The following is an 18,349-nucleotide window of genomic DNA, read 5'->3' on the forward strand; positions in this document are numbered from 1 at the left end:
TCGGATGGCCGCAACAGGTCTGACCGGTTGAGGTCGTACTGTCATGCTCCCGTCAATCCACTGCCAGTGATGTGCGGGCCGTGTGTCGGCCATGGCAACAGTTCTGACATGAACTTGCGGAAATCCTGATGGAGGGGTGGACGGGCTGACACTATTGACCGCGCAACGGTGTCAACGGGCACCGGTCCAATGGGGGGACAGCGTGACGCTCGAAGCTCTCGGGCTCTCTGCAGCCACAGCCGCCATCTACCAGGCGATGCTCGACAATCCGCGATTCGGGGTCGATGAACTGGCCCGGCACTGCCGGCTCGCGCCGCTGCTGGTGCGTGAAGGACTGGAGGAACTCGGCCGCCTGATGCTGGTGCGCTCCTCAAGCGAGCACCCGGGGCAGCTGCGTGTGGTCAGCCCCGAGGTCGGCCTGGCCAAGATGCTGGCCCGCCAGGAGGCTGAGCTGGCCGACCGCCAAGCCCAACTCGCCGTCTCCCGGGCCGCCGTGACCCGCCTGGTGGCCGAGCGCGCCGAGACCGTCTCACCGCACGGCAGCACCCTGCTCGGCATGGACGCGCTCCAGGCGCGCCTTGAGCAGATGGGCCACGAAGCCACCACCGAGGTCCTCGGTGTCCATCCGGGATCCAGTCACCGGCCCGAGGACCTCGCTGCCGCCCGCGTCGCGGACTCGCTGGCCCTGGCGCGCGGTGTCGTACTGAAAGGTCTCTACCAGGACACCACCCGCAACTGCCCGCACACCACGGTCTTCGCGCAGTGGCTGCTGAGCCAGGGCGGCGAGGTGCGCACCGCCCCGGTGCTCCCGCAGCGACTCGTCATCGTCGACCGCGCGCAGGCCCTGGTCCCGATCGACCCCGCCGACTCCCGCAAGGGAGCGCTCCATGTCACCGAACCCGGCATCATCGCGGCCCTGCTCGATCTGTTCGAGCAGACCTGGGCCACGGCCGTCCCGCTCGGCGCCGCCCGTGCCGAGGATCCGGTCACCGGCCTGACCGACACCGAGCGGCACCTGCTCACCCTGCTCGGCACCGGCCTCACGGACGAGGCGGCGGGTCAGCGCCTCGGTCTTTCTCCGCGTACCGTCCGACGCCAAATGGCCTCACTGATGGAGCGGTTGGGCGCCAGCAGCCGCTTCGAGGCCGGGCTCGCCGCCGCGCGAAAGGGGTGGCTCTGAACGAACTATGACGAACAGTCAGCCGTTCGCCGCCAGTCGGGCGCGCAGTTGCCGGTTCTCCTCCTCCAGGGCGGCCATCCGGGCGCGGACCGGCTGGAGCGCCTCGGCCAGTTCGGCTTCCGAGTAGCGCGGGGTGATGTGCTGGTGGCAGTTCCAGGCGTAGTCCTCCACCCGGACGACCAGCAGGCGCTCCTCGCGTCCGGGGGTGCGGACGGCGGCCAGGCGCTCGGTGAGCTCGGGCTCGTCCTGCAGTGCGCGGACGCTCGCATGGCCGAAGAGCTTCAGCCGTAACTGCCGTGCCTGGTCCATGAAGAACAGCGCGACGCGCCCGTCCGCGCGGACGTTTCCGGTGGTGATGTACTGGCGGTTTCCGCGTACGTCCAGGAAGCCGATGGTGCGCTCGTCCAGCACGTGGACGAAGCCGGGCGGTCCGCCCCGGAACTGGATGTAGGGCCAGCCGGTCTCGCTGACGCTGGAGAGGTGGAAGCCGTCGCGCGAGGCGATGAACTCGGCCTCCGCCTCGGTCAGCGGCTCGGGGGCGTCGCCCTCCAGGAGCCGGCGGTCGGCCATCACCGCGCTGCCCTGCTCTCGCTGGACCTCGCGGACCGACGGGGTGTACGCCAGGTGGGCGAAGCGGCCCATGCGGAACCTCCTACGGGGTAGTGGTGGCGCGGGTCAGCCGACGGGCTGCCGGTCCCGCGGCGTCGCGGCCAGGATTGCGGTCATCAGGCCGGGGAACTGCTCCTCCAGCTCGGCCGTGCGCAGCCGGCTGAGCCGGGTGTTGCCCACCAGCCGCGTGGCGACCACGCCGCTCTCCCGGAGCGTGCGGAGGTGGTGCGAGACGGTCGAGCGCTTGACGGGCACGTCGAGGCTGGTGCACGAGCCCTCGCCGGCGGCTGCCAGCAGTCGGACGATCTGCAGCCGGACGGGGTCGGCCAGGGCTTGCAGGATCTGGCCGATCTCCACCTCGTCGGGAGCGGGCTGCGGGAGCCAGGTGTCCTGTGAGTCGCGCATCATCTCTCCACGCCGGTCGTCTCTGTCGATACACATCGACCTTACTCCGCCGTCGCCATATGACGATTTCTGTCGTCTCTTACGATGGCCATCGAATCTGTTCTACGATGCTCATCGTACATGATGCTCTCCATCGGAACAGGAGTCCCAGATGAGCGACACCACGAGGACCGACCCGGGCGAGCGCTGGCGCCGCCAGGTCATGGTTCTGGCCTTCGGCACCTTCGCGGTGGGGACGGACGCCTTCGTCATCGCCGGCCTGCTCCCCGACATCAGCCGCTCGCTGCACATCGACGTCGCCGCGGCGGGCCAGCTGGTGACCGTCTTCTCGATCGCGTACGCGGTGCTGTCGCCGGTGCTGGCGGCGCTGACCGGCCGGTGGCCGCGGCGCCGGGTGCTGGTCACCGCGCTGCTGGTGTTCGCGGTGGGCAACGTCGGCACGGCGCTCGCGCCCGGCTTCGGGCTGGTGCTGGCCTCCCGGGTGGTCGCGGCGGCGGGCGCGGCGATGTTCACACCCAACGCCGGGGCCACGGCCGCCGCGATCGCGGGCAGTGAGCGGCGCGGGCGGGCGATCGCCATCGTGACGGTGGGTCTGACCTCCTCGCTGGCCCTGGGAGCGCCGCTGGGTACCGCGATCGGCAACGCGCTCGGCTGGAAGGCGACCATGTGGTTCGTCACCGCGCTGGCCCTCGTGGTCACTCCGGTGATCGTGCTGCGGCTGCCCGACGTCCGGCTGCCGGCCGCGCCCGGTCTGCGCCGGCGGCTCGCCCCGCTGACGGACCGCCGGGTGGCGAGCGTGCTCACCGTCACCCTGCTGGCCTTCATCGGCATCTACCTCCCGTACACCTACATCAGCTCGGTCTTCGCGAAGGCCACCGGCGGCGACGGCGGACGGGTGGCCCTGCTGCTCCTGGTGTTCGGGGTGGCCGGCACCGTCGGAAACCTGACGGCCGGACGGCTGGCCGACCGGCACGGTCCCCGGCGCGTGGTGGTCGCCGCGACGTTCGGGCTGGCGGTGGTGTTCCTGGCCATGCTGCCCAGCCGCGGCTCGTTCCCGGCGGCGCTGCTGGTGGTCGCCCTCAGCGGCATCGGCTCGTGGTCGGTGACGGCCCCGCAGCAGCACCGCGTCATGGCGCTGGCGCCGGCCGGATCCGAGGCGCTCGTGGTCTCGCTCAACGCGGCCGTGATGTACCTGGCGATCTCGCTCTCCAGCACGGTGGGAGCGATCGCGCTGACCTCGTTCCACTCCTCCGGCGTGCTGCTGCCGATCGCCGCCGCCTTCGTCGTCGCGGCGGCCCTGCTGGCGTGGATCTCCCGGCCGACGCAGAGCCCGGCCGAGGACGCGCAGCAGGCCGTCGAGCCGAGCCCTGCGGTGAGGTGACCTGAGAGGTCGGCCGTCCTCAGCGCGGAGCGGCGGCGTACGCGTCGGCGACCTGGACCAGGAACGCGGTCTCGCCGACCAGGTCGCGGCCGCCCAGCGAGGACAGCGCCGCCGAGCCGGCCCGCGGCCCCTGGCCGTGGTGCTTGGCCCGGCAGGCGGCCAACAGCTGGTGGGCCATCTCGCGCGCGCGGGCCGCCGTCGGCTCGCCCTGCCCCGCACGCTCGGCCGCCCGCTCGCAGCGGGCGAACGGCGGTTCGGGAGCGGCGTAGTCGCGCAGCACAAGGATGGCGTCCCGGATCTCGATCACCTGGCGGTACACCAGCAGGCGCCAGGGGCCGCGCGGCAGCAGCAGTTCCAGCAGCAGCGGCCTGGGCGGCGCGAGGGCGACGGCGGGGACCGCGCAGACCAGGTCGCGCCACAGCCGCCACAGCCGCCGGAAGACCGCGATGTCGTGCAGCACCCGGCGGCCGGCCGACAGCACGGGGACGGCGAGCACGGTGGTCCTGGCGAAGCAGAACAGGCCCATCACGATCGGCACGAACGGCGTCACCCAGGCCGCGCCGGTGGTGAGTTGGATCAGCAGCGCGACCCAGGACAGCGCGGCGAAGCAGCTGCCCAGGCTGAACAGCCGCATGCCGGCCCGCAGCGCGCTGCCACCGTCGTGGCGCCGGCGGCGGCAGACGGCGATGCAGACGCCGTTGCTGATCAGGTGGACGCCGATCACGATCAGCCAGAACGCGTAGGCGTCGGTCGACCTGGTCGGGCCCCACTGGTGCACGTACATGGTCGGGGCGGCCCGCAGGCCCAGCACGACCAGCCAGACGAACGCCACCCCGGAGCCGACGTGCAGCCACTCCCGGCGCGGCCGGTCCATGGTGGTCATCACGAAGTCCACCACGACCACCGCGGACAGCACCCCGCACAGGTGGGTGGCCAGCGTGTACAGCTGGAAGCTCTGGACGCCGTGCGAGACCAGGGAGGTGACGAGGGACAGCTTCAGTGTCATCGTGACGGCCGCGGCCGCGACGGCGATCCACAGTCCGCGCTGCTCCCGCGAGCGGATCGCCGAGGGGGCCCGGACGAGCAGTCCGAGCCACATGGCGGCGATCCCCGCCGCCTCGAACCGCACGCCGAGCCCGGTGAGGTCAGCGGACACGGGACAGCCCCAGTGCCGCCTCCCACTCGCCGCTCTCGTCAGGTCCGTGCCCCGGCTCGGTGGCGACGGTCCGGATGAGACTGGCGAGCATCTCCGCCTCCTGCTCCTGGCGGGTGGTGTAGTCGGTGCGGGCCAGCAGGCGCCGGGCGAGCTCCGGGCTGCCGAGCCGGTCGGACGGGAGGAGGCCGTCGAGCAGCTCCAGACCCGGGTGGTCGAAGAGCATGTGCCCGATCTCGTGCAGGACGATGTGCTCCTGGTGCGGGCGGCTGGTCTGCTGCTCGAAGAAGATGTAGTCCTGCGCGTCGGTGGCGAGCCACAGCCCGCAGGCTCCGGCCGCGGCGGCTCCCTCCGGCAGGGGGAGCAGGTGGAGCGGCCGCCCGCGCAGTGCGGACAGCCGGGTGCAGACCGTCTCCACCGAGAAGGAGGGGATCGGCCCGAAGGCCTGGAGCACGGCCTCGCAGCGTCGGCGCAGCCTCCGGTAAGGAACTCGCATACCCACCCCGTTCGTCCGGACTCCGTCGTCAGCCGCCGTCGGTGTTCTCCTCCAGCGGGAGGCCTTCCAGTGCGCGCAGTTGGTTGAGGATCTCGACTGCCGCCAGCAGGCCCTTCGGGGACAGACCGTTGGCCCGTGCGGCGATCCTGGTGACGCCCGAGTCGCGCAGCGCCTCCCACTCCTCCAACCGCAGACCCGCGTTGCGCAGCGACACCATCCGCACCAGCATGGAGTCCACTTCTTCGGCGACTTCGTCATCGAAGAAGTAGGCGGGCTTCACCCCGAAGAAGGCGGCCAGCGCCTCGATGTGATGCATCGTCGGGTTGCTCCGCTTGCCGTTGCGCAGGTAGGCGATATACGCCTTCGAGATATCCCCTCCCCGCTCCCTGATCGCCCTGGCGACCTCGTCGTTGCTGTACGGCCCACGATCTCTCGGATGCACCGCCGCGAACAAGTGGTTCAGGCGATCAGCGAGCTTGTCCGTACAGGATCGACCGTTTTCAGCCATTGGCACTTCGCTCCTCGGCCGGGGTTTGGGTTGCAGCCAACTGCCCACCATCCGGCGCTGGTTGACAGGGCATCGGCAAGAGCTAAGCTGAGTCTTCGGCGACTGAGGTGGCCGTCGGGGTCGCCGGGTCCCCCAATGCTAGGGGCGTCAGTTGCCACAGACAATCCCGAACTTCCTGGACTCGATGGGAGAGCTAACAGTGCAGGCCTCCGAGGAATGGATCCAGAACTTCAGGCCGGCGCCGGAGGCCGGTGTGCGCCTGGTCTGCTGCCCGCACGCCGGCGCCTCGGCGAGCGCCTTCGGTCCGCTGGCCAGAGCCCTGCCCGCCTGGATCGAGGCCCTGTCGGTGCAGTACCCCGGACGCCAGGCCGGCTCGGCCGGCTTCACGGACATCGGCGAACTCGCCGAGCGGACGGCCGAGAAGCTGGCCCCCTGGGCCGACCGGCCGCTCGCGGTGTTCGGCCACAGCATGGGATCGGCGGTCGCCTTCGAGCTGGTGCGCAGACTCCAGGCGGCGGGAACGCCTCCCGTGCGGCTCTTCGTGTCCGGCCGGCGAGCGCCCTCCGACGGGCTCGGCGCCAACGTGCCGCGCAACGACGAGGAGATCGTCGAGGAACTCCGGGCGCTGGGCGGTGTCCCGGTCCGGCTCCTGGAGCGGCCGAAGTACCGGGAGGCGGTACTCAGCGTGATCCGCAACGACTACCGCGCCAACTCCGGTTATCTGGCGTCGCCGCAGGCCGTGGTGGACTGCCCGGTCACCTTCCTCCTGGCCGCCGAGGACCCCTACGTCGACCGGGACGCGGCGGGCGGCTGGCAGCGCCACACCAGCCGGGACTTCAGTGTCCTGCCCTTCCCCGGCGGGCACTTCTACCTCAACGACCAGCTGGAGAAGGTCGCCGGGACCATCGCCGCGGATCTCCGGGGCCACGCGTCCCGACCGGCTCTCGGAGGCCACCGGTGAGCAACCTCCTGGACACGCCCGCCCTGCACCGGTCCCGCCCGCGCCGGGAGGAGGTGGTCCGGAACCAGGACCCGGGGCAGGTACGGCTGCGGATGGCCGACGCGCTGCGCAACTGCCCGACGGAGATCCTGGCGATGCGCCCGCTGGGCGGCGGGGCGGCCCGGGAGGTCCGGCCGTTCGAACTGCCGGTGGCGACGCACGGGGTGCCCGTCCGGCTGCTCTACCCGCACTGCGCCCGCAGCAGCGCGGCCGTCCGGGCCGGCCTGCGCCGTGCGACCGAGGGCGGTACCCGGATCCGCACCTCGAACCAGGTCTTCGAGGAGCTGGTGCTGATCGGCGAGGAGGTCGCCTTCCTGCCTGACCGGCGCCCGGGTCAGGACGTCCCCACCGTCACCGTCGTCTACGAGCCGGCGACCGTCGCCCTGCTGCGGCGGATGTACGAGTACACCTGGCAGGCGGGCACGGACTTCGAGGCCGACGCCGCCTCCTACGGGGACACCCTGGGCGACATCAGGGCGACCATCCTGGACCTGCTGGCCTCCGGGCTGAAGGACGACGTCGTCGCCCGCCGGATCGGCATGTCCTCGCGGACCTTCCGCCGCCATATCTCGGGCATCATGGACGAGTTGGGCGCCGACAGCCGCTTCCAGGCCGGGGTGGCCGCGGCCCGGGCCGGTCTGCTGGGCGCCTAGGCCGAGTGCGCCGCGTCGCGCCGTCATACGACCCCCCCCCGACTGATTCGGTACCGATCGGTTCCGTCTGGAGTTCAGACGGTACCGATCGTTTCCGTCTTGGGTCAAGGGCGTGCGCCCTGTTCGGGCCCGCACGGTGCGGCGGTGGCCAGGAGCGGCCAAAGCTCCTGCGGCCGTTGCGATGTGCGCACGGCACTCCCTAAGGTCGTTTTCAGGGCCGCGGAAAGCGACGCGGATCGCGGTAACGGCCCTCCCGCCAAACGGACATGAGTGGGAGATGACTTCGCGTATGGTCAGTAAGCTGATCGATCAGGACGACCGGTTCCTCGGAATCCTGGACCGCCTCACCACCAAGTCGATCGACGACTACTACAACCCGTACAAACTTTTCGAGTGGCCGGACAGCCTGCCCGAGGCCATGTGGTGGATGAGCCCCGAACTGACCACCACCCACGGCACGGAGGCGGCCGGCCGGCTCACCCAGGAGCAGCTCCAGGCGCTGTCGCGCTACGAGAGCATCAATTTCTACAGCCTCAACGTGCACGGTATCCGCGAACTCCTCATCGAGGTGACCAAGCGGATCCACACCGCCGGATTCGAGACACCGTCGGAGTTCTTCCACCATTTCATCGGTGAGGAGAACGAACACATGTGGTTCTTCGCCGAGTTCTGCCTGCGGTACGGCGGGAGGATCTACCGGCAGCCGGCCGGCGCGGCCGCCGAGATTCCGCGCTCCTCGGTGGAGAGCCTGCTGGTCTTCACCCGGATCCTGATATTCGAGGAGCTGGTCGACCACTTCAACTCCCGGATGGCGCTGGACGACCGGCTGCACGAGACGGTCCGCGCCATCAACCGGATCCACCACCAGGACGAGTCCCGGCACATCGCCTTCGGGCGGGAGCTGGTCACGGCACTCTTCGAGGACGTGAGGAAGACCTCCTCCGAGGAGGAGCTGCGGGAGATCTCCGACTACCTGCGGCGCTACCTGACCTACAGCTTCGAGTCGCTGTACAACCCGCAGGTCTACCGCGACGCCGGCATCGAGAACCCGCTCGAACTGCGCCGTGAGCTCCTGGAGTCCCCGGCGCGCGCGGAGTTCGAGCAGAGCGTGTTCCGCAAGACCTCCAAGTTCCTGGAAAAGCTGGGGCTGATCTGATGGCCGACACCGGTACCACCGTCGACCTGTCGCAGGCCCTGGTCATCCTCGACCCGGACTGCACCGACCTGCTCAGGGAGCTCGACCGGACCTTCACCGGCTGGGGGACCGCGGCCGGGGCCCGGGAGATCCTGCCGCCGCCGCTCTATCCGGTCTCCGACCTGGAGAAGTTCGACGTCTACACCAACTTCCCGCACCTCGCGCTGGTCGCCTCCCCGCTCCAGGTGGAGGGCGGCGCCGCCAAGCCCGTCGACGGCACCTTCGCCGCCGGCGACCTCCAGCCCGCCCGGCTGGGACTGCCGCACGCCACCTGCTACGGCGCCTACCTGTTCCACGAGAACCGGCGGGTGGCCGACAACACCCTGATCACCCTGGTCAACCGCTGCTTCCGCAACGAGGACCACTACGGCGGGCTGCGCCGGCTGCTCAGCTTCCAGATGCGCGAGGTGGTGGCCCTGGGTTCCTACGAGCACAGCCAGCAGGTGCTGACCGCGTTCGCGACACGCATCACCGCCTTCGGTGCGGCGCTCGGTCTGGGGATGGAGAAGGTGGCGGCCTCCGATCCGTTCTTCGAGAACGACGGCGCGCGCGCCCTGCTCGCCAAACTCAGCCCGGTGAAGTTCGAGTTCCAGGTCGCCGGCCTGGCGATCTCCTCGGTCAACACCCACCGCAACTTCTTCGGCGAGCGCTGCAACATCCAGCGGCTCGACAACGACGAGTACGCGTACACCAGTTGCGTGGCGTTCGGACTGGAGCGCTGGCTCTCGGTGCTGCTCGACCTGCACGGCGGGGATCCGCGCCGAGCCCTGGACAGCGTCAAGTCCGCTGCGGCGCAGGTCTCCTGAGATGCCGAGCGGACGGGTCGGCATCGACCTCGTCCCGTTCGAGCGGGTCCGGCAGCTCACCGCCGACGCCGGCGAGCCGGTACTGCGGCGGATGCTCTCCGAGGCGGAGACCGCGCTGTGCCGCCGGGCCACCGGCTGGGACATAGCAGGGGTGGCGGGACGGTTGGCCGCCAAGGAGGCGGTGTTCAAGACCCTGCGTACGCGGGGGCAGCCGCTGCCCTGGCTGGGCATCGAGATCCTCAAGGACGACGGCGGTGCGCCGTTCGTCCGATTCAGCGGCCGGGCCGCGCAGTTGGCCCGGGACGCCGGGATCGAGCAGGTCGACGTGAGCATCACGCACGACGAACCCTATGCCGTGGCGGTCGCCTTCGGCACAACAGGTGCTACGGCACAACAAGTTGAGGAGTGAATGACCATGGCATCGGCAGGCATCGACGACGTACGGGCGTGGATTCTGGGCCGCCACCCGGAGCGGACGGCCATCGCGGCCGACGAGGACCTCATCGAGAGCCGCCTGGTGGACTCGCTCTCCTTCGTGGAGCTGGTGTACGCCATCGAGAGCGCCAGCGGCGTCGAGATCGACTTCGACACCATCGACATCCAGGACTTCCAGACCCTCTCGTCCATCGAGAAGGCGTTTTTCGCGACGACCCCGATCGCCTAGGAGGCATCGATGGAAGCGGTTTCCTACACGGCCCAGTGGACCGCGGCGGCGCGGGCGGTGGAGTCCGAGCGCCCCGGCGACGCGCTGTTCGCCGACCCGTTCGCCCGCGAGCTGGCGGCCCCGCGCGGCTTCGAGCTGCTGGACAAGTACGGCGGCGGCGGCCTGCTCCCGTTCATCGCCATCCGCACCAGGTACCTGGACGACAGTATCGAGGCGATCCTGCGGGACACCGGCATCCGCCAGGTCGTCCTGATCGCCGCGGGCATGGACACCCGGGCCTTCCGGCTGGAGTGGCCGTCCGGGGTGACGCTGTACGAGGTCGACCACAGCGCCCTGGTGGCGGAGAAGCGCCGGCGGCTCGCCGCGCTGAACGCCGAGCCCAGGGTGGAGCGCCGCGAGGTGGCGGCGGACCTGGCCGAGGAGTGGCTGCCCAGCCTGCACGAGGCCGGCTTCGACCCGGACCGGCCCACGCTGTGGGTGGCGGAGGGGCTGATGTTCTTCCTCACCCAGGAGCAGGCCACCCAGCTGCTCACCACCCTCGGCTCCGCCTCCGCCCCCGGCAGCCGGCTGGCCGTCGACTTCGTCAGCAAGGCGCTGCTGCGCAGCCCGTTCTCCCGCGCGTTCCTCCAGGGGCTTCGGGAGGACGGCACACCGTGGCTGTTCGGCACCGACGAGCCCGAGAAAGTCCTGGCCGGCGCCGGGTGGCAGGTGCGCGACCTGAAGGAGCCCGGCGAGCCGGGTGCCGGTCAGGGCCGCTGGCCGTACGAGGTGCAGCCGCGCGACCGCAGGGGCGCCTCGCGCAGCTGGCTGGTCCGCGCCGAGTTCGTCGGCCGCTAGGGCGGGGGCCGCGATGAACGGCGCGACGACCCTGGAGAGCATCGAGTCGTTCCTCCCCGAGCGCAGCGTGCGGATCGAGGACCTGGCCGGGTCCCTCGGGCTGCGCCGGGCCGAGGTGGGCGTGTTCCGCAAGATCTACGGCCTGGACCGCCTGCGGTTCGACCCCGAGCTCGGCCTGTTCGACCTGGTGCTCCCCGCCGCGCGGCAGGCGCTGAAGGCCCTGCCGCAGGGGCGCCGGATCGCCTACGTGATCTACGCGCACACCATGCAGACGCTCACCCCACCGCACCTGGACGCCGCCCAGGTGATCCGCGACGACCTCGGACTGCCCGACGCCGAGGCCTTCGCGTTCACCCAGCAGGCCTGCGTGAGCAGTCTGGGCGCCATCGACCTGGCCGGCGAGCTGCTGCGGGCCGAGGCGCCCCCGGGCTCGTACGCCCTGATGGTGACCGGCGAGCGGGCCTACTCGCCCAAGATCCAGCTGATCCCCAACAGCGCCGTCATGGCGGAGGCCGCAGCCGCCTGCCTGCTCACCGTGGACGGGCCGGGCGACCGGGTGCGCTCCCATGTGACGCGCACCCTGGGCGAGTTCGCGGCCGGACTGGAGATGACCAGGGAGCAGTCGCAGGAGTTCGGCAAGGTCTACGGCACGGTGCTCGGCGAGGTGATCCAGCAGGCCGTCCAGGAGGCGGGACTTCGCTTCGAGGAGATCGACCTGGTGATCCCGCACAACGTGAACCTGGTCTCCTGGCGGCAGACCATCAAGGAGATGGGCGCCGACCCGGAGCGGTTCTTCCTGGAGAACGTTCCGCACTACAGCCACACCTACGCCTCGGACGTCTTCGTCAACTACACCACGCTGCGCGAGCGCGAGCGGCTCGTCGACGGGCACCACTACGTGCTGGTCTCCGTCGGCCTCGGCGCCACGTTCGGCGCCATGGTGATCACCCACCGGAGGCCAACGGCATGACGATCGGCACCGCCTACACGGCGGATCTCAAGGAAGCCCTCACCGGGGACCGGAGCACCCGGCTGGTCTGGCTCTGCAACTTCGAGGTCGAGAACCAGTGGGCACGCGACTACCCCGGCCTGCCGGCGGCCCGCGTGTCGACCACCGCGGCGACCGTCCAGCGGATGGAGGAACTCGGCGCCCTGCTGGCCGAACCCACCGACTACCTGCTGCTGGACCGGCCGTTGGACGCGGGCTACCGCCGCTACGTCGAACGGCTCGGCCTGGGCGCGCCCACCGAACTGGTCACCCGCGCCCCGGCCGGGGCCGGCGGGACCAGCCAGGCAGTGCTCGATTCGCCCGAACTACTGGACCGGCTACGACAGTTGGCCAAGGACGGCGCGCGGCTGATGCCGATGGGCAACTCGCTTCTGGAGCAGCGGATCTCGCAGCTGACCGGTCTGGCCGCGGCGGTGCCCGACGCCGCCGCCTACGAGCGGGTCAACAGCAAGATCTACAGTCGGCGCCTGGCGGGGGAGTTGGGGCTCCGCGAGGTTCCCGGATCCTGCTGCACCACGGTGGCCGAGCTGCGTGCCGCGCTGGCCCAGGGGCTGGCCGACGGCGGCCCGGTGATCGTCAAGGACGCCTACGGGGTCTCAGGCAAGGGCCTGTTGGTGGTGGACAGCGCCACCAAGGCCGAGCGGCTGCTGCGGATGGTCGACCGCCGGGCGCAGAAGACCGGCGACGACGCGATCCATGTCGTGGTGGAGCGGTTCCTGCCCAAGCGGTTCGACCTCAACTACCAGTTCACCATCGAGCGCGAGGGCAAGGTCCGACTCGACTTCGTCAAGGAGGCGATCACGGCCGGTGGCGTCCACCTCGGACACGTGATGCCGCCCGACCTGTCAAAGGCCCAACGGGAGGAACTGGCCCGGGCGGTGGAGCTGCTGGGTGAGCGCCTTTACCAGGACGGCTTCTTCGGCGTGGTCGGCGTGGACGCGCTGCTCGGCGCCGACGGCCTGCTCTACCCGGTGCTGGAGATCAACGCCCGGCTGAACATGTCCAGTTACCAGGGCAGGGTCACCGAGCGCTTCCTCGGGCCCGGCGGCACCGCGCTGGCGCGGCACTACCCGCTGCGCCTGGCCGAGCCCGTCTCGTTCGAGCAGGTCGCCGACGCCCTGGGCGACCTGGCCGACCCTCCGGCCGGCGGCACCGGCCTCGCCCTCACCTGCTTCGGCACTCTCAACGCGCAGAGCTCCGCCGCCGAACCGTTCGACGGCCGGCTCTACGCCCTCCTGTTCGCCGCCGACCGCGAGCAACTCGGCCTCCTGGACGACCGGGTGGCCCGTGCGCTCGCCCGGCTCAGCACCCCGGAAGGGACACCATGAGCAGCGCGGAACTCCACGTCCAGGGGCTACCGGTCTCCCGCATCGCGGCGGAGTTCGGCACCCCCCTGTTCCTCTACGACGCCGACGTGCTGCGCTCGGTCTACCAGTCGCTGCGGGACCGACTGCACCCCGCGGTCGACGTGTTCCTCTCCCTGAAGGCCAACCCCAACGTCAGCATCGCCGGCTTCCTCGGGTCGCTCGGCGCGGGCGCGGAGATCTCCTCGCTGGTCGAGCTGATGACCGTGCAGCGAGCCGGCATCGCACCCGAGAACGTCATCTTCCTGGGGCCGGGCAAGACCCGGGCCGAGCTGGAGGCGTGTGTCGAGGCGGGACTGCACGCGATCGTCTGCGAATCACTGGACGAGGTCAGCGCGTTGGAGGAGATCGCGGCGGCCGCCGGCCGCGACGAGGTCCCGGTGCTGCTGCGGGTCAACCCTGACTTTTCCACCAAGGGCTCGGGCCTGGCGATGGGCGGTAAGCCGCGGCAGTTCGGCATCGACGCGGACCTGCTGCGCCGGTCCCGCCCGCTGCTGGACTCGCTGCGCAGGGTGCGGGTCCAGGGCTTCCACGCCTACATGGGCACCCGCTTCCTGAACGCGGACGACCTGGTCCACAACACCCGCCAGATCCTGGCGCTCGCCGAGGAGTTGTCGAAGACCCTCGGCATCGAGCTGCGGACCGTGGACTTCGGCGGCGGCTTCGGGGTCGCCTACTTCGACAACGAGAAGGACCTCGACCTGGCGGCCGCGGTGAGCGGGATCAACGAGGTGGTCGAGCCGTTCGCCGCCGCGCACCCGGGCTGCCGCCTGATCAACGAGCTCGGCCGCTACCTGACGGCGCTGTGCGGCACGTACGTCACGCGCGCGCTGTACGTCAAGGAGTCGATGGGCGAGCGCTTCGTCGTCGCGGACGGCGGCACCAACCACCACATGGCGGCGGTCGGCGTCGGCAGCTTCGTCAAGCGCAACTTCCCGATCAGGTCGCTGACCAGCTACGACACCGAGCCGAGCGGGAGCTACACGGTCACCGGGCCGCTCTGCACGCCCAACGACGTGATCGGCAAGAAGGTCGCGCTGCCCGAGATCCAGGCCGGCGACCTGCTCGGCATCGAGCGCTCCGGCGCGTACGGCCCCTCCGCCTCGCCGGGCCTGTTCCTCAGCCACGGCTTCCCGGCCGAGGTGCTCGTCCACCGGGGGACCGCCCACCTCGTCCGCGAGCGGGACCGCAAGGAGGAGCTGCTCGACAAGCAGCGCCTCATCGACTTCACCTGACCTGGGAGCGAGCAGTTATGGAACGCGCAAGCGTAATCTCCGCGATCGAGCAGGCCCTCAGCGAGGTTCTGGAGCGGCCCGTCAGCGGGCTCACCGAGGAGATCCGGCTCTTCGAGGATCTCCACCTGGACTCCACCTCAATCCTGGAACTCCTGATGGCCCTGGAGGACGCCGTCGACCTCTCGGTGGACCCCGAGGAGCTCGACATGGACGACTTCCAGTCCGTCGGCTCGCTGGCCGGCTACGTCCTGTCCCAGCAGGCCGCCACGAGCGGGCGGTGAGGCGGCCGCCATGCCCAGCCTGCGCGCCGCCGGCGCGGTGGTCTCCCCGCCGCGCAAACCCCACGACGACGACCCTGCCACCCTCTCCTACTACCGCGACCTGGTCGTGCCCTTCGGACTGGAGGTCGAACCGGACCTGCTGCGCGCCGCGCCCCACGTCGACCACCGCGACCTGGTGGACCGGCTGGTAGCGGCCGAAGGCGTCGCCGACAGAACACCTGATCTGGTGATCGTCGCCCAGGCTCTGCCCGACGTCACGCCGTTCACCGCGATCGCCCCCTACCTGGACCGGCGGCTCGGCGGCCGGGCGACCAACTTCGGCATCCACCAGCAGGGCCTGGCCGCGCCGTTCACCGCGCTCCGGGTGATCGCCGCCTTCGAGCGCGCCGGCCGGACCCGGATCTCGGCCCTCGCCGTGCTGGAGCAGACCACCCTGCCCACCCGCTTCCCGCTGGTCCACGACAACGAGCTCGTCGACTCGGGCGTCCTCCTGGTGTTCGGCCGGGACGGCGGTCCCCGGGTGAGCGGAATCGAGGCCGTCCGTGCGGGCCGACCGGTGCGGCCGCGGATCGCCGCGCTGGCGGGCGGGGATCCGGACGGCACGCTGATGGTGACCGGGCCGTGGTTCGACGCCGCGCAGCTTCCCGCCGTCCCGCACCACCACCGGACCGCCCACGGCACGTACTGCACCAGCGTCTGGCTGGCGCTGGCCGAGCACTGGCGGTCCTGGCAGCAGGAGTACCGCACGGTGCTGCTCTGCGACACCGACCCGCGCTCCGGCGACCGGCACCTGGCGGTGCTCCAGGTCGGCGACGGGCACCCGGCCGAGGCGGGTGAGCGACGGTGACCCGGCCGGCCGACACCCTGCTGGATCCGGCGCTCTTCGCCGCCGAGCTGGACGCCTGCCACGAGCAGGCGGCCCCCGGCGGCCTGGTGGCCTCCCGCAGCCGCTGGGTCCTCGCCTCCCGGCAGCGGACGGGCGGCGGCCGGCCGGTGCCCGGCGGCCCCTCGGGCCTCGTCGCGGTCCAGCACGACACGCCCGGAGGCGAGCGGGAACTCGACGTCTTCGCCGGGCGGCTGCTCCACCTGCACCGGCGCGCCGTCCGAGCCGTCCTGGACGGCGCGCTGGCCCGGCTCGACCAGCGCGTCTCGGAGGGCGCCACGCTGCTCAACCGCCAGCTGGTGCGGGGCGTGGTCGCGGACACCGCGCTCGCGTTGGCGGAGGCGGCCGACCTGCTCGACCTCCCCGGCGCCACCGCGCAGCGGCGCTGGCGCATCCACCGGGACCTGCGGGCGGCGGGCCGCGCCGTGATCAAGCTGCACGGCGCCGCCGGCTTCCAGGCGGCCGGGCCCGGCCGCCTGCTCCACCTGGCCGAGCTGCTCGGCAACACCTATCTGCATCCGGGGCCGGACGGATCATCGGTCGGGGCGGCGGACGGATCATCGGTCGGATCGGAGGCTCTGGATGGCTGAGGTCATTACCCCACGCATCGAAGCCCTGCGCGCCCACGTCCGCGAGGCCGCCGGCGACCTGCGCACGATCGGCCTGGAGCTCGACCGCGACCCGACGGCCATCGACCGCTGGCTGCACCTGCCCGCGGTGGACATCATGCGCTCCTGCACCGTCCCCGCGGAGTACCTGACGAACCCGCTGCGCATCGGCGGGGAGACCTACGACATTCGGAGCTGCCTGGAACACGCCGTCACCATCGAGGAGTTGAGCTACGGTGACGCGGGCTTCATGCTGGCCTGCCCAGGACCGCTGATGTCCGGGGCGGCCGTCGACGCGCTCGGTGACGACAAGCAGCGCCACGCCTACTACCAGCGCCTCGCCCGCCCCGAGCCGACCTGGACCTTCTTCGGCCTCACCGAACCGGCCAAGGGCTCGGCGGCCACCGAGCTGGAGACGGCACTCGTCCCGGACGGCGACGGCTTCCGGCTGACCGGGCAGAAGCGCTACGTCGGCAACGCCGCGTTCGCCCAGCTCGGCGTGGTCTTCTGCCGCCGGGCGCCCGGGCCGCTCGGAATCGAGGCGGTGCTGCTCGATACGGACAGTCCCGGCTTCCACGCCGAGCTGATCGAGACCGTGGGCCTGCGCGGGGCCAGGATCTCGGCGATCAGGTTCCAGGACGTGCGGGTCGAGCGCAGCCAGATCCTCGGATACGAGAGCCTCAAGCCCAGCCGGCGCGGTCTGGTCGGGGCCATCCGCACCCTGCAGCGGTTCCGGCCGGTGCTGGCCGGCACCGCGTTGGGGCTGTCCCGCGCTGTCCTGGACCACGTACGGACCGAGCGCCCCCGCCTGTCCAGAGTCGCTCGGCTGCGGCTGGAAGCGGCGCAGGACCGCCTGGCCGCCGCCCGAGCGCGCAACTACCAGGTGGCCGCCGCCATCGATGCCGGCCAGGTGCGCCTGGACCGCATCGCGGGGGTGAAGACCCGCGCCGCCGAACTGGCCGAGCAGAGCACGCTGCTCGCCGCCGACCTGCTCGGCCCCGCCGCCCTGCTGGAGGACCCGCTGCTCGACAAGCTCTACCGGGACGCGCGGGCGTTCGAGTTCATGGAGGGGACAGGCCATATCCAGCGGCTGGCGGTCTTCCAGGGCGTACTGAAGGGCACCTTCCTCGACCAGCCGGAGAATTGAGCCCGAGAAAGCGAGACAGCGCGTGGAACCCCTGTCGATCGGCATCGACGTCCTGCACGAGGACGAACTCGACGCCCTGCTCGAACGACCGTGGTTCCGCAGTTACACCTACGCCCCGGAGGAGCTCGCCACTGCGGACTCCTTCGGGGCTCAGCGCGCCCGCGAGTTCCTCGCCGGCCGCTTCGCCGCCAAGGAAGCCGCGCTGAAGGCGCTCGGCACCGGGGTGAGCGACGGCGTGACCCCGCGGCAGGTCGCCATCCTCCGGGCGCCCGGCGGAACGCCCGTGGTCCGCCTGTCGGGCGCGGCCGCCCGGCACGCCGAGGCGCACGGGATCGCCGGCATCAGCGTGTCCATCACGCACAAGCGGGGCCTGGTCATCGCCGCCGCCATCGCCACCGCCGCGCCGGCCAGGGGATTTGCCCCCGCCGGCGAGCGGGAGTAGTGTTCCCAAGTCGCTCGACAGGGAGCACCGGACACGCATCGGCGCGGACGGTCCCGGGGCGGCCAATCCTCTGAACCACCACCTCTCTTCTCGGTCGAGTTGTGCTTTGGCGCGGCTCTGCTCGAATTGGCGTGTCGTTTATCGGATTGCGGTCGGATTCGCCTCGCAGAGCGCGGTTCGGCTAGAGTTCGAAACGTCGAACCGGTTCTCGAACCGGATAAACTCGGCGAAGTCTCCGGAAAGCCGGGAGGCGAGCAGGACCGCCGGGAAGACCTGGTAGAGTCTGAATCGCCGAAAGGCCGAAGGAAAAGCGAGTGAGAAACGCCGAAGGGCGGATCTGATAAGCTGAATGCAGAACGAACGAAGCGCCCGGAGATACTGCGAAGGCAGTTCGAAGGAAGTGTCCGTTCCTTGAGAACTCAACAGCGTGCCAAAAGTCAACGCCAGATATGTTGACATCCCCGGCCTCGATCTCTGATCGGGGTTGGAGATT

Annotated in this window: 22 protein-coding genes; 17 read left to right on the forward strand and 5 right to left on the reverse strand. The window is 70.9% G+C overall.

Annotation, left to right across the window (positions count from 1 at the left end; genetic code table 11):
* Positions 1-202 precede the first annotated feature (202 nt).
* Complete coding sequence (locus tag P3T37_RS18275) at positions 203-1,180, forward strand: LuxR C-terminal-related transcriptional regulator (protein ID WP_280724755.1); 978 nt, start codon at positions 203-205, stop codon at positions 1,178-1,180.
* A gap of 18 nt (positions 1,181-1,198) precedes the next feature.
* Here the strand turns inward: P3T37_RS18275 and P3T37_RS18280 are convergent, their stop codons facing one another.
* On the reverse strand, positions 1,199-1,822 hold the full coding sequence (locus P3T37_RS18280; protein WP_280724756.1) for a pyridoxamine 5'-phosphate oxidase family protein: 624 nt from the start codon (positions 1,820-1,822) through the stop codon (positions 1,199-1,201).
* Between the two features lie 33 nt (positions 1,823-1,855).
* A complete protein-coding gene (locus P3T37_RS18285; protein WP_280724757.1) occupies positions 1,856-2,194 on the reverse strand; it encodes a metalloregulator ArsR/SmtB family transcription factor in 339 nt (112 codons plus the stop codon).
* Positions 2,195-2,345: 151 nt separating this feature from the next.
* Between P3T37_RS18285 and P3T37_RS18290 the strand changes: the two genes are divergently transcribed.
* Positions 2,346-3,575: an MFS transporter gene (locus P3T37_RS18290; RefSeq protein ID WP_280724758.1), complete on the forward strand. Its 1,230-nt coding sequence runs from the start codon at positions 2,346-2,348 to the stop codon at positions 3,573-3,575.
* Between the two features lie 19 nt (positions 3,576-3,594).
* On the opposite strand, the gene P3T37_RS18295 is transcribed toward P3T37_RS18290, so the two are convergent.
* From P3T37_RS18295 to P3T37_RS18305, 3 genes are read right to left on the reverse strand one after another with little or no spacing between them, the layout of a single operon-like run.
* Positions 3,595-4,731, reverse strand: coding sequence for an MAB_1171c family putative transporter (locus P3T37_RS18295; RefSeq protein WP_280724759.1), 1,137 nt, complete (start codon positions 4,729-4,731; stop codon positions 3,595-3,597).
* Positions 4,721-5,224, reverse strand: coding sequence for a hypothetical protein (locus P3T37_RS18300; RefSeq protein ID WP_280724760.1), 504 nt, complete (start codon positions 5,222-5,224; stop codon positions 4,721-4,723). The genes P3T37_RS18295 and P3T37_RS18300 overlap by 11 nt, the downstream gene beginning before the upstream one ends.
* 28 nt (positions 5,225-5,252) lie before the next feature.
* Positions 5,253-5,666 (reverse strand): helix-turn-helix domain-containing protein, encoded by a 414-nt coding sequence (locus P3T37_RS18305; RefSeq protein WP_280724761.1) that lies wholly within the window; start codon positions 5,664-5,666, stop codon positions 5,253-5,255.
* A gap of 217 nt (positions 5,667-5,883) precedes the next feature.
* On the opposite strand from P3T37_RS18305, the gene P3T37_RS18310 reads away from it, so the two are divergent.
* The 15 genes from P3T37_RS18310 (at position 5,884) to acpS (P3T37_RS18380) (ending at position 17,856) form a co-directional block, all read left to right on the forward strand.
* Positions 5,884-6,693 (forward strand): alpha/beta fold hydrolase, encoded by an 810-nt coding sequence (locus P3T37_RS18310; protein ID WP_280724762.1) that lies wholly within the window; start codon positions 5,884-5,886, stop codon positions 6,691-6,693.
* Positions 6,690-7,385, forward strand: a complete 696-nt coding sequence (locus P3T37_RS18315) for a hypothetical protein (RefSeq protein ID WP_280724763.1) — start codon at positions 6,690-6,692, stop codon at positions 7,383-7,385. The genes P3T37_RS18310 and P3T37_RS18315 overlap by 4 nt, the downstream gene beginning before the upstream one ends.
* A gap of 289 nt (positions 7,386-7,674) precedes the next feature.
* Positions 7,675-8,541 carry a diiron oxygenase gene (locus P3T37_RS18320; RefSeq protein WP_280724764.1) on the forward strand — a complete coding sequence of 289 codons (867 nt, stop codon included), beginning with the start codon at positions 7,675-7,677 and terminating at the stop codon, positions 8,539-8,541.
* Positions 8,541-9,386, forward strand: coding sequence for a hypothetical protein (locus P3T37_RS18325; RefSeq protein WP_280724765.1), 846 nt, complete (start codon positions 8,541-8,543; stop codon positions 9,384-9,386). Before P3T37_RS18320 ends, P3T37_RS18325 begins: the two co-directional genes overlap by 1 nt.
* Position 9,387: 1 nt before the next feature.
* A complete protein-coding gene (acpS, locus tag P3T37_RS18330; protein ID WP_280724766.1) occupies positions 9,388-9,795 on the forward strand; it encodes a holo-ACP synthase in 408 nt (135 codons plus the stop codon).
* 6 nt (positions 9,796-9,801) lie between these two features.
* Positions 9,802-10,050 carry a phosphopantetheine-binding protein gene (locus tag P3T37_RS18335; protein ID WP_280724767.1) on the forward strand — a complete coding sequence of 83 codons (249 nt, stop codon included), beginning with the start codon at positions 9,802-9,804 and terminating at the stop codon, positions 10,048-10,050.
* 9 nt (positions 10,051-10,059) lie between these two features.
* Entirely contained in the window at positions 10,060-10,887 is an 828-nt protein-coding gene (locus P3T37_RS18340) for an SAM-dependent methyltransferase (RefSeq protein ID WP_280724768.1), read from the forward strand.
* Positions 10,888-10,900: 13 nt separating this feature from the next.
* Positions 10,901-11,857, forward strand: a complete 957-nt coding sequence (locus tag P3T37_RS18345) for a 3-oxoacyl-[acyl-carrier-protein] synthase III C-terminal domain-containing protein (RefSeq protein ID WP_280724769.1) — start codon at positions 10,901-10,903, stop codon at positions 11,855-11,857.
* Positions 11,854-13,224, forward strand: coding sequence for an ATP-grasp domain-containing protein (locus P3T37_RS18350; RefSeq protein WP_280724770.1), 1,371 nt, complete (start codon positions 11,854-11,856; stop codon positions 13,222-13,224). Before P3T37_RS18345 ends, P3T37_RS18350 begins: the two co-directional genes overlap by 4 nt.
* Positions 13,221-14,495 (forward strand): type III PLP-dependent enzyme, encoded by a 1,275-nt coding sequence (locus P3T37_RS18355; protein WP_280724771.1) that lies wholly within the window; start codon positions 13,221-13,223, stop codon positions 14,493-14,495. The genes P3T37_RS18350 and P3T37_RS18355 overlap by 4 nt, the downstream gene beginning before the upstream one ends.
* Positions 14,496-14,512: 17 nt before the next feature.
* Entirely contained in the window at positions 14,513-14,776 is a 264-nt protein-coding gene (locus P3T37_RS18360) for a phosphopantetheine-binding protein (RefSeq protein ID WP_280724772.1), read from the forward strand.
* Between the two features lie 10 nt (positions 14,777-14,786).
* A complete protein-coding gene (locus tag P3T37_RS18365; RefSeq protein ID WP_280724773.1) occupies positions 14,787-15,623 on the forward strand; it encodes a hypothetical protein in 837 nt (278 codons plus the stop codon).
* A complete protein-coding gene (locus P3T37_RS18370; protein ID WP_280724774.1) occupies positions 15,620-16,249 on the forward strand; it encodes a hypothetical protein in 630 nt (209 codons plus the stop codon). Before P3T37_RS18365 ends, P3T37_RS18370 begins: the two co-directional genes overlap by 4 nt.
* A complete protein-coding gene (locus tag P3T37_RS18375) occupies positions 16,242-17,414 on the forward strand; it encodes an acyl-CoA dehydrogenase (protein ID WP_280724775.1) in 1,173 nt (390 codons plus the stop codon). Before P3T37_RS18370 ends, P3T37_RS18375 begins: the two co-directional genes overlap by 8 nt.
* A 22-nt stretch (positions 17,415-17,436) precedes the next feature.
* Positions 17,437-17,856: a holo-ACP synthase gene (acpS, locus tag P3T37_RS18380; protein WP_280724776.1), complete on the forward strand. Its 420-nt coding sequence runs from the start codon at positions 17,437-17,439 to the stop codon at positions 17,854-17,856.
* Positions 17,857-18,349 lie beyond the last annotated feature (493 nt).

This window comes from Kitasatospora sp. MAA4 (genome assembly GCF_029893355.1).
Classification (GTDB): Bacteria; Actinomycetota; Actinomycetes; order Streptomycetales; family Streptomycetaceae; genus Kitasatospora.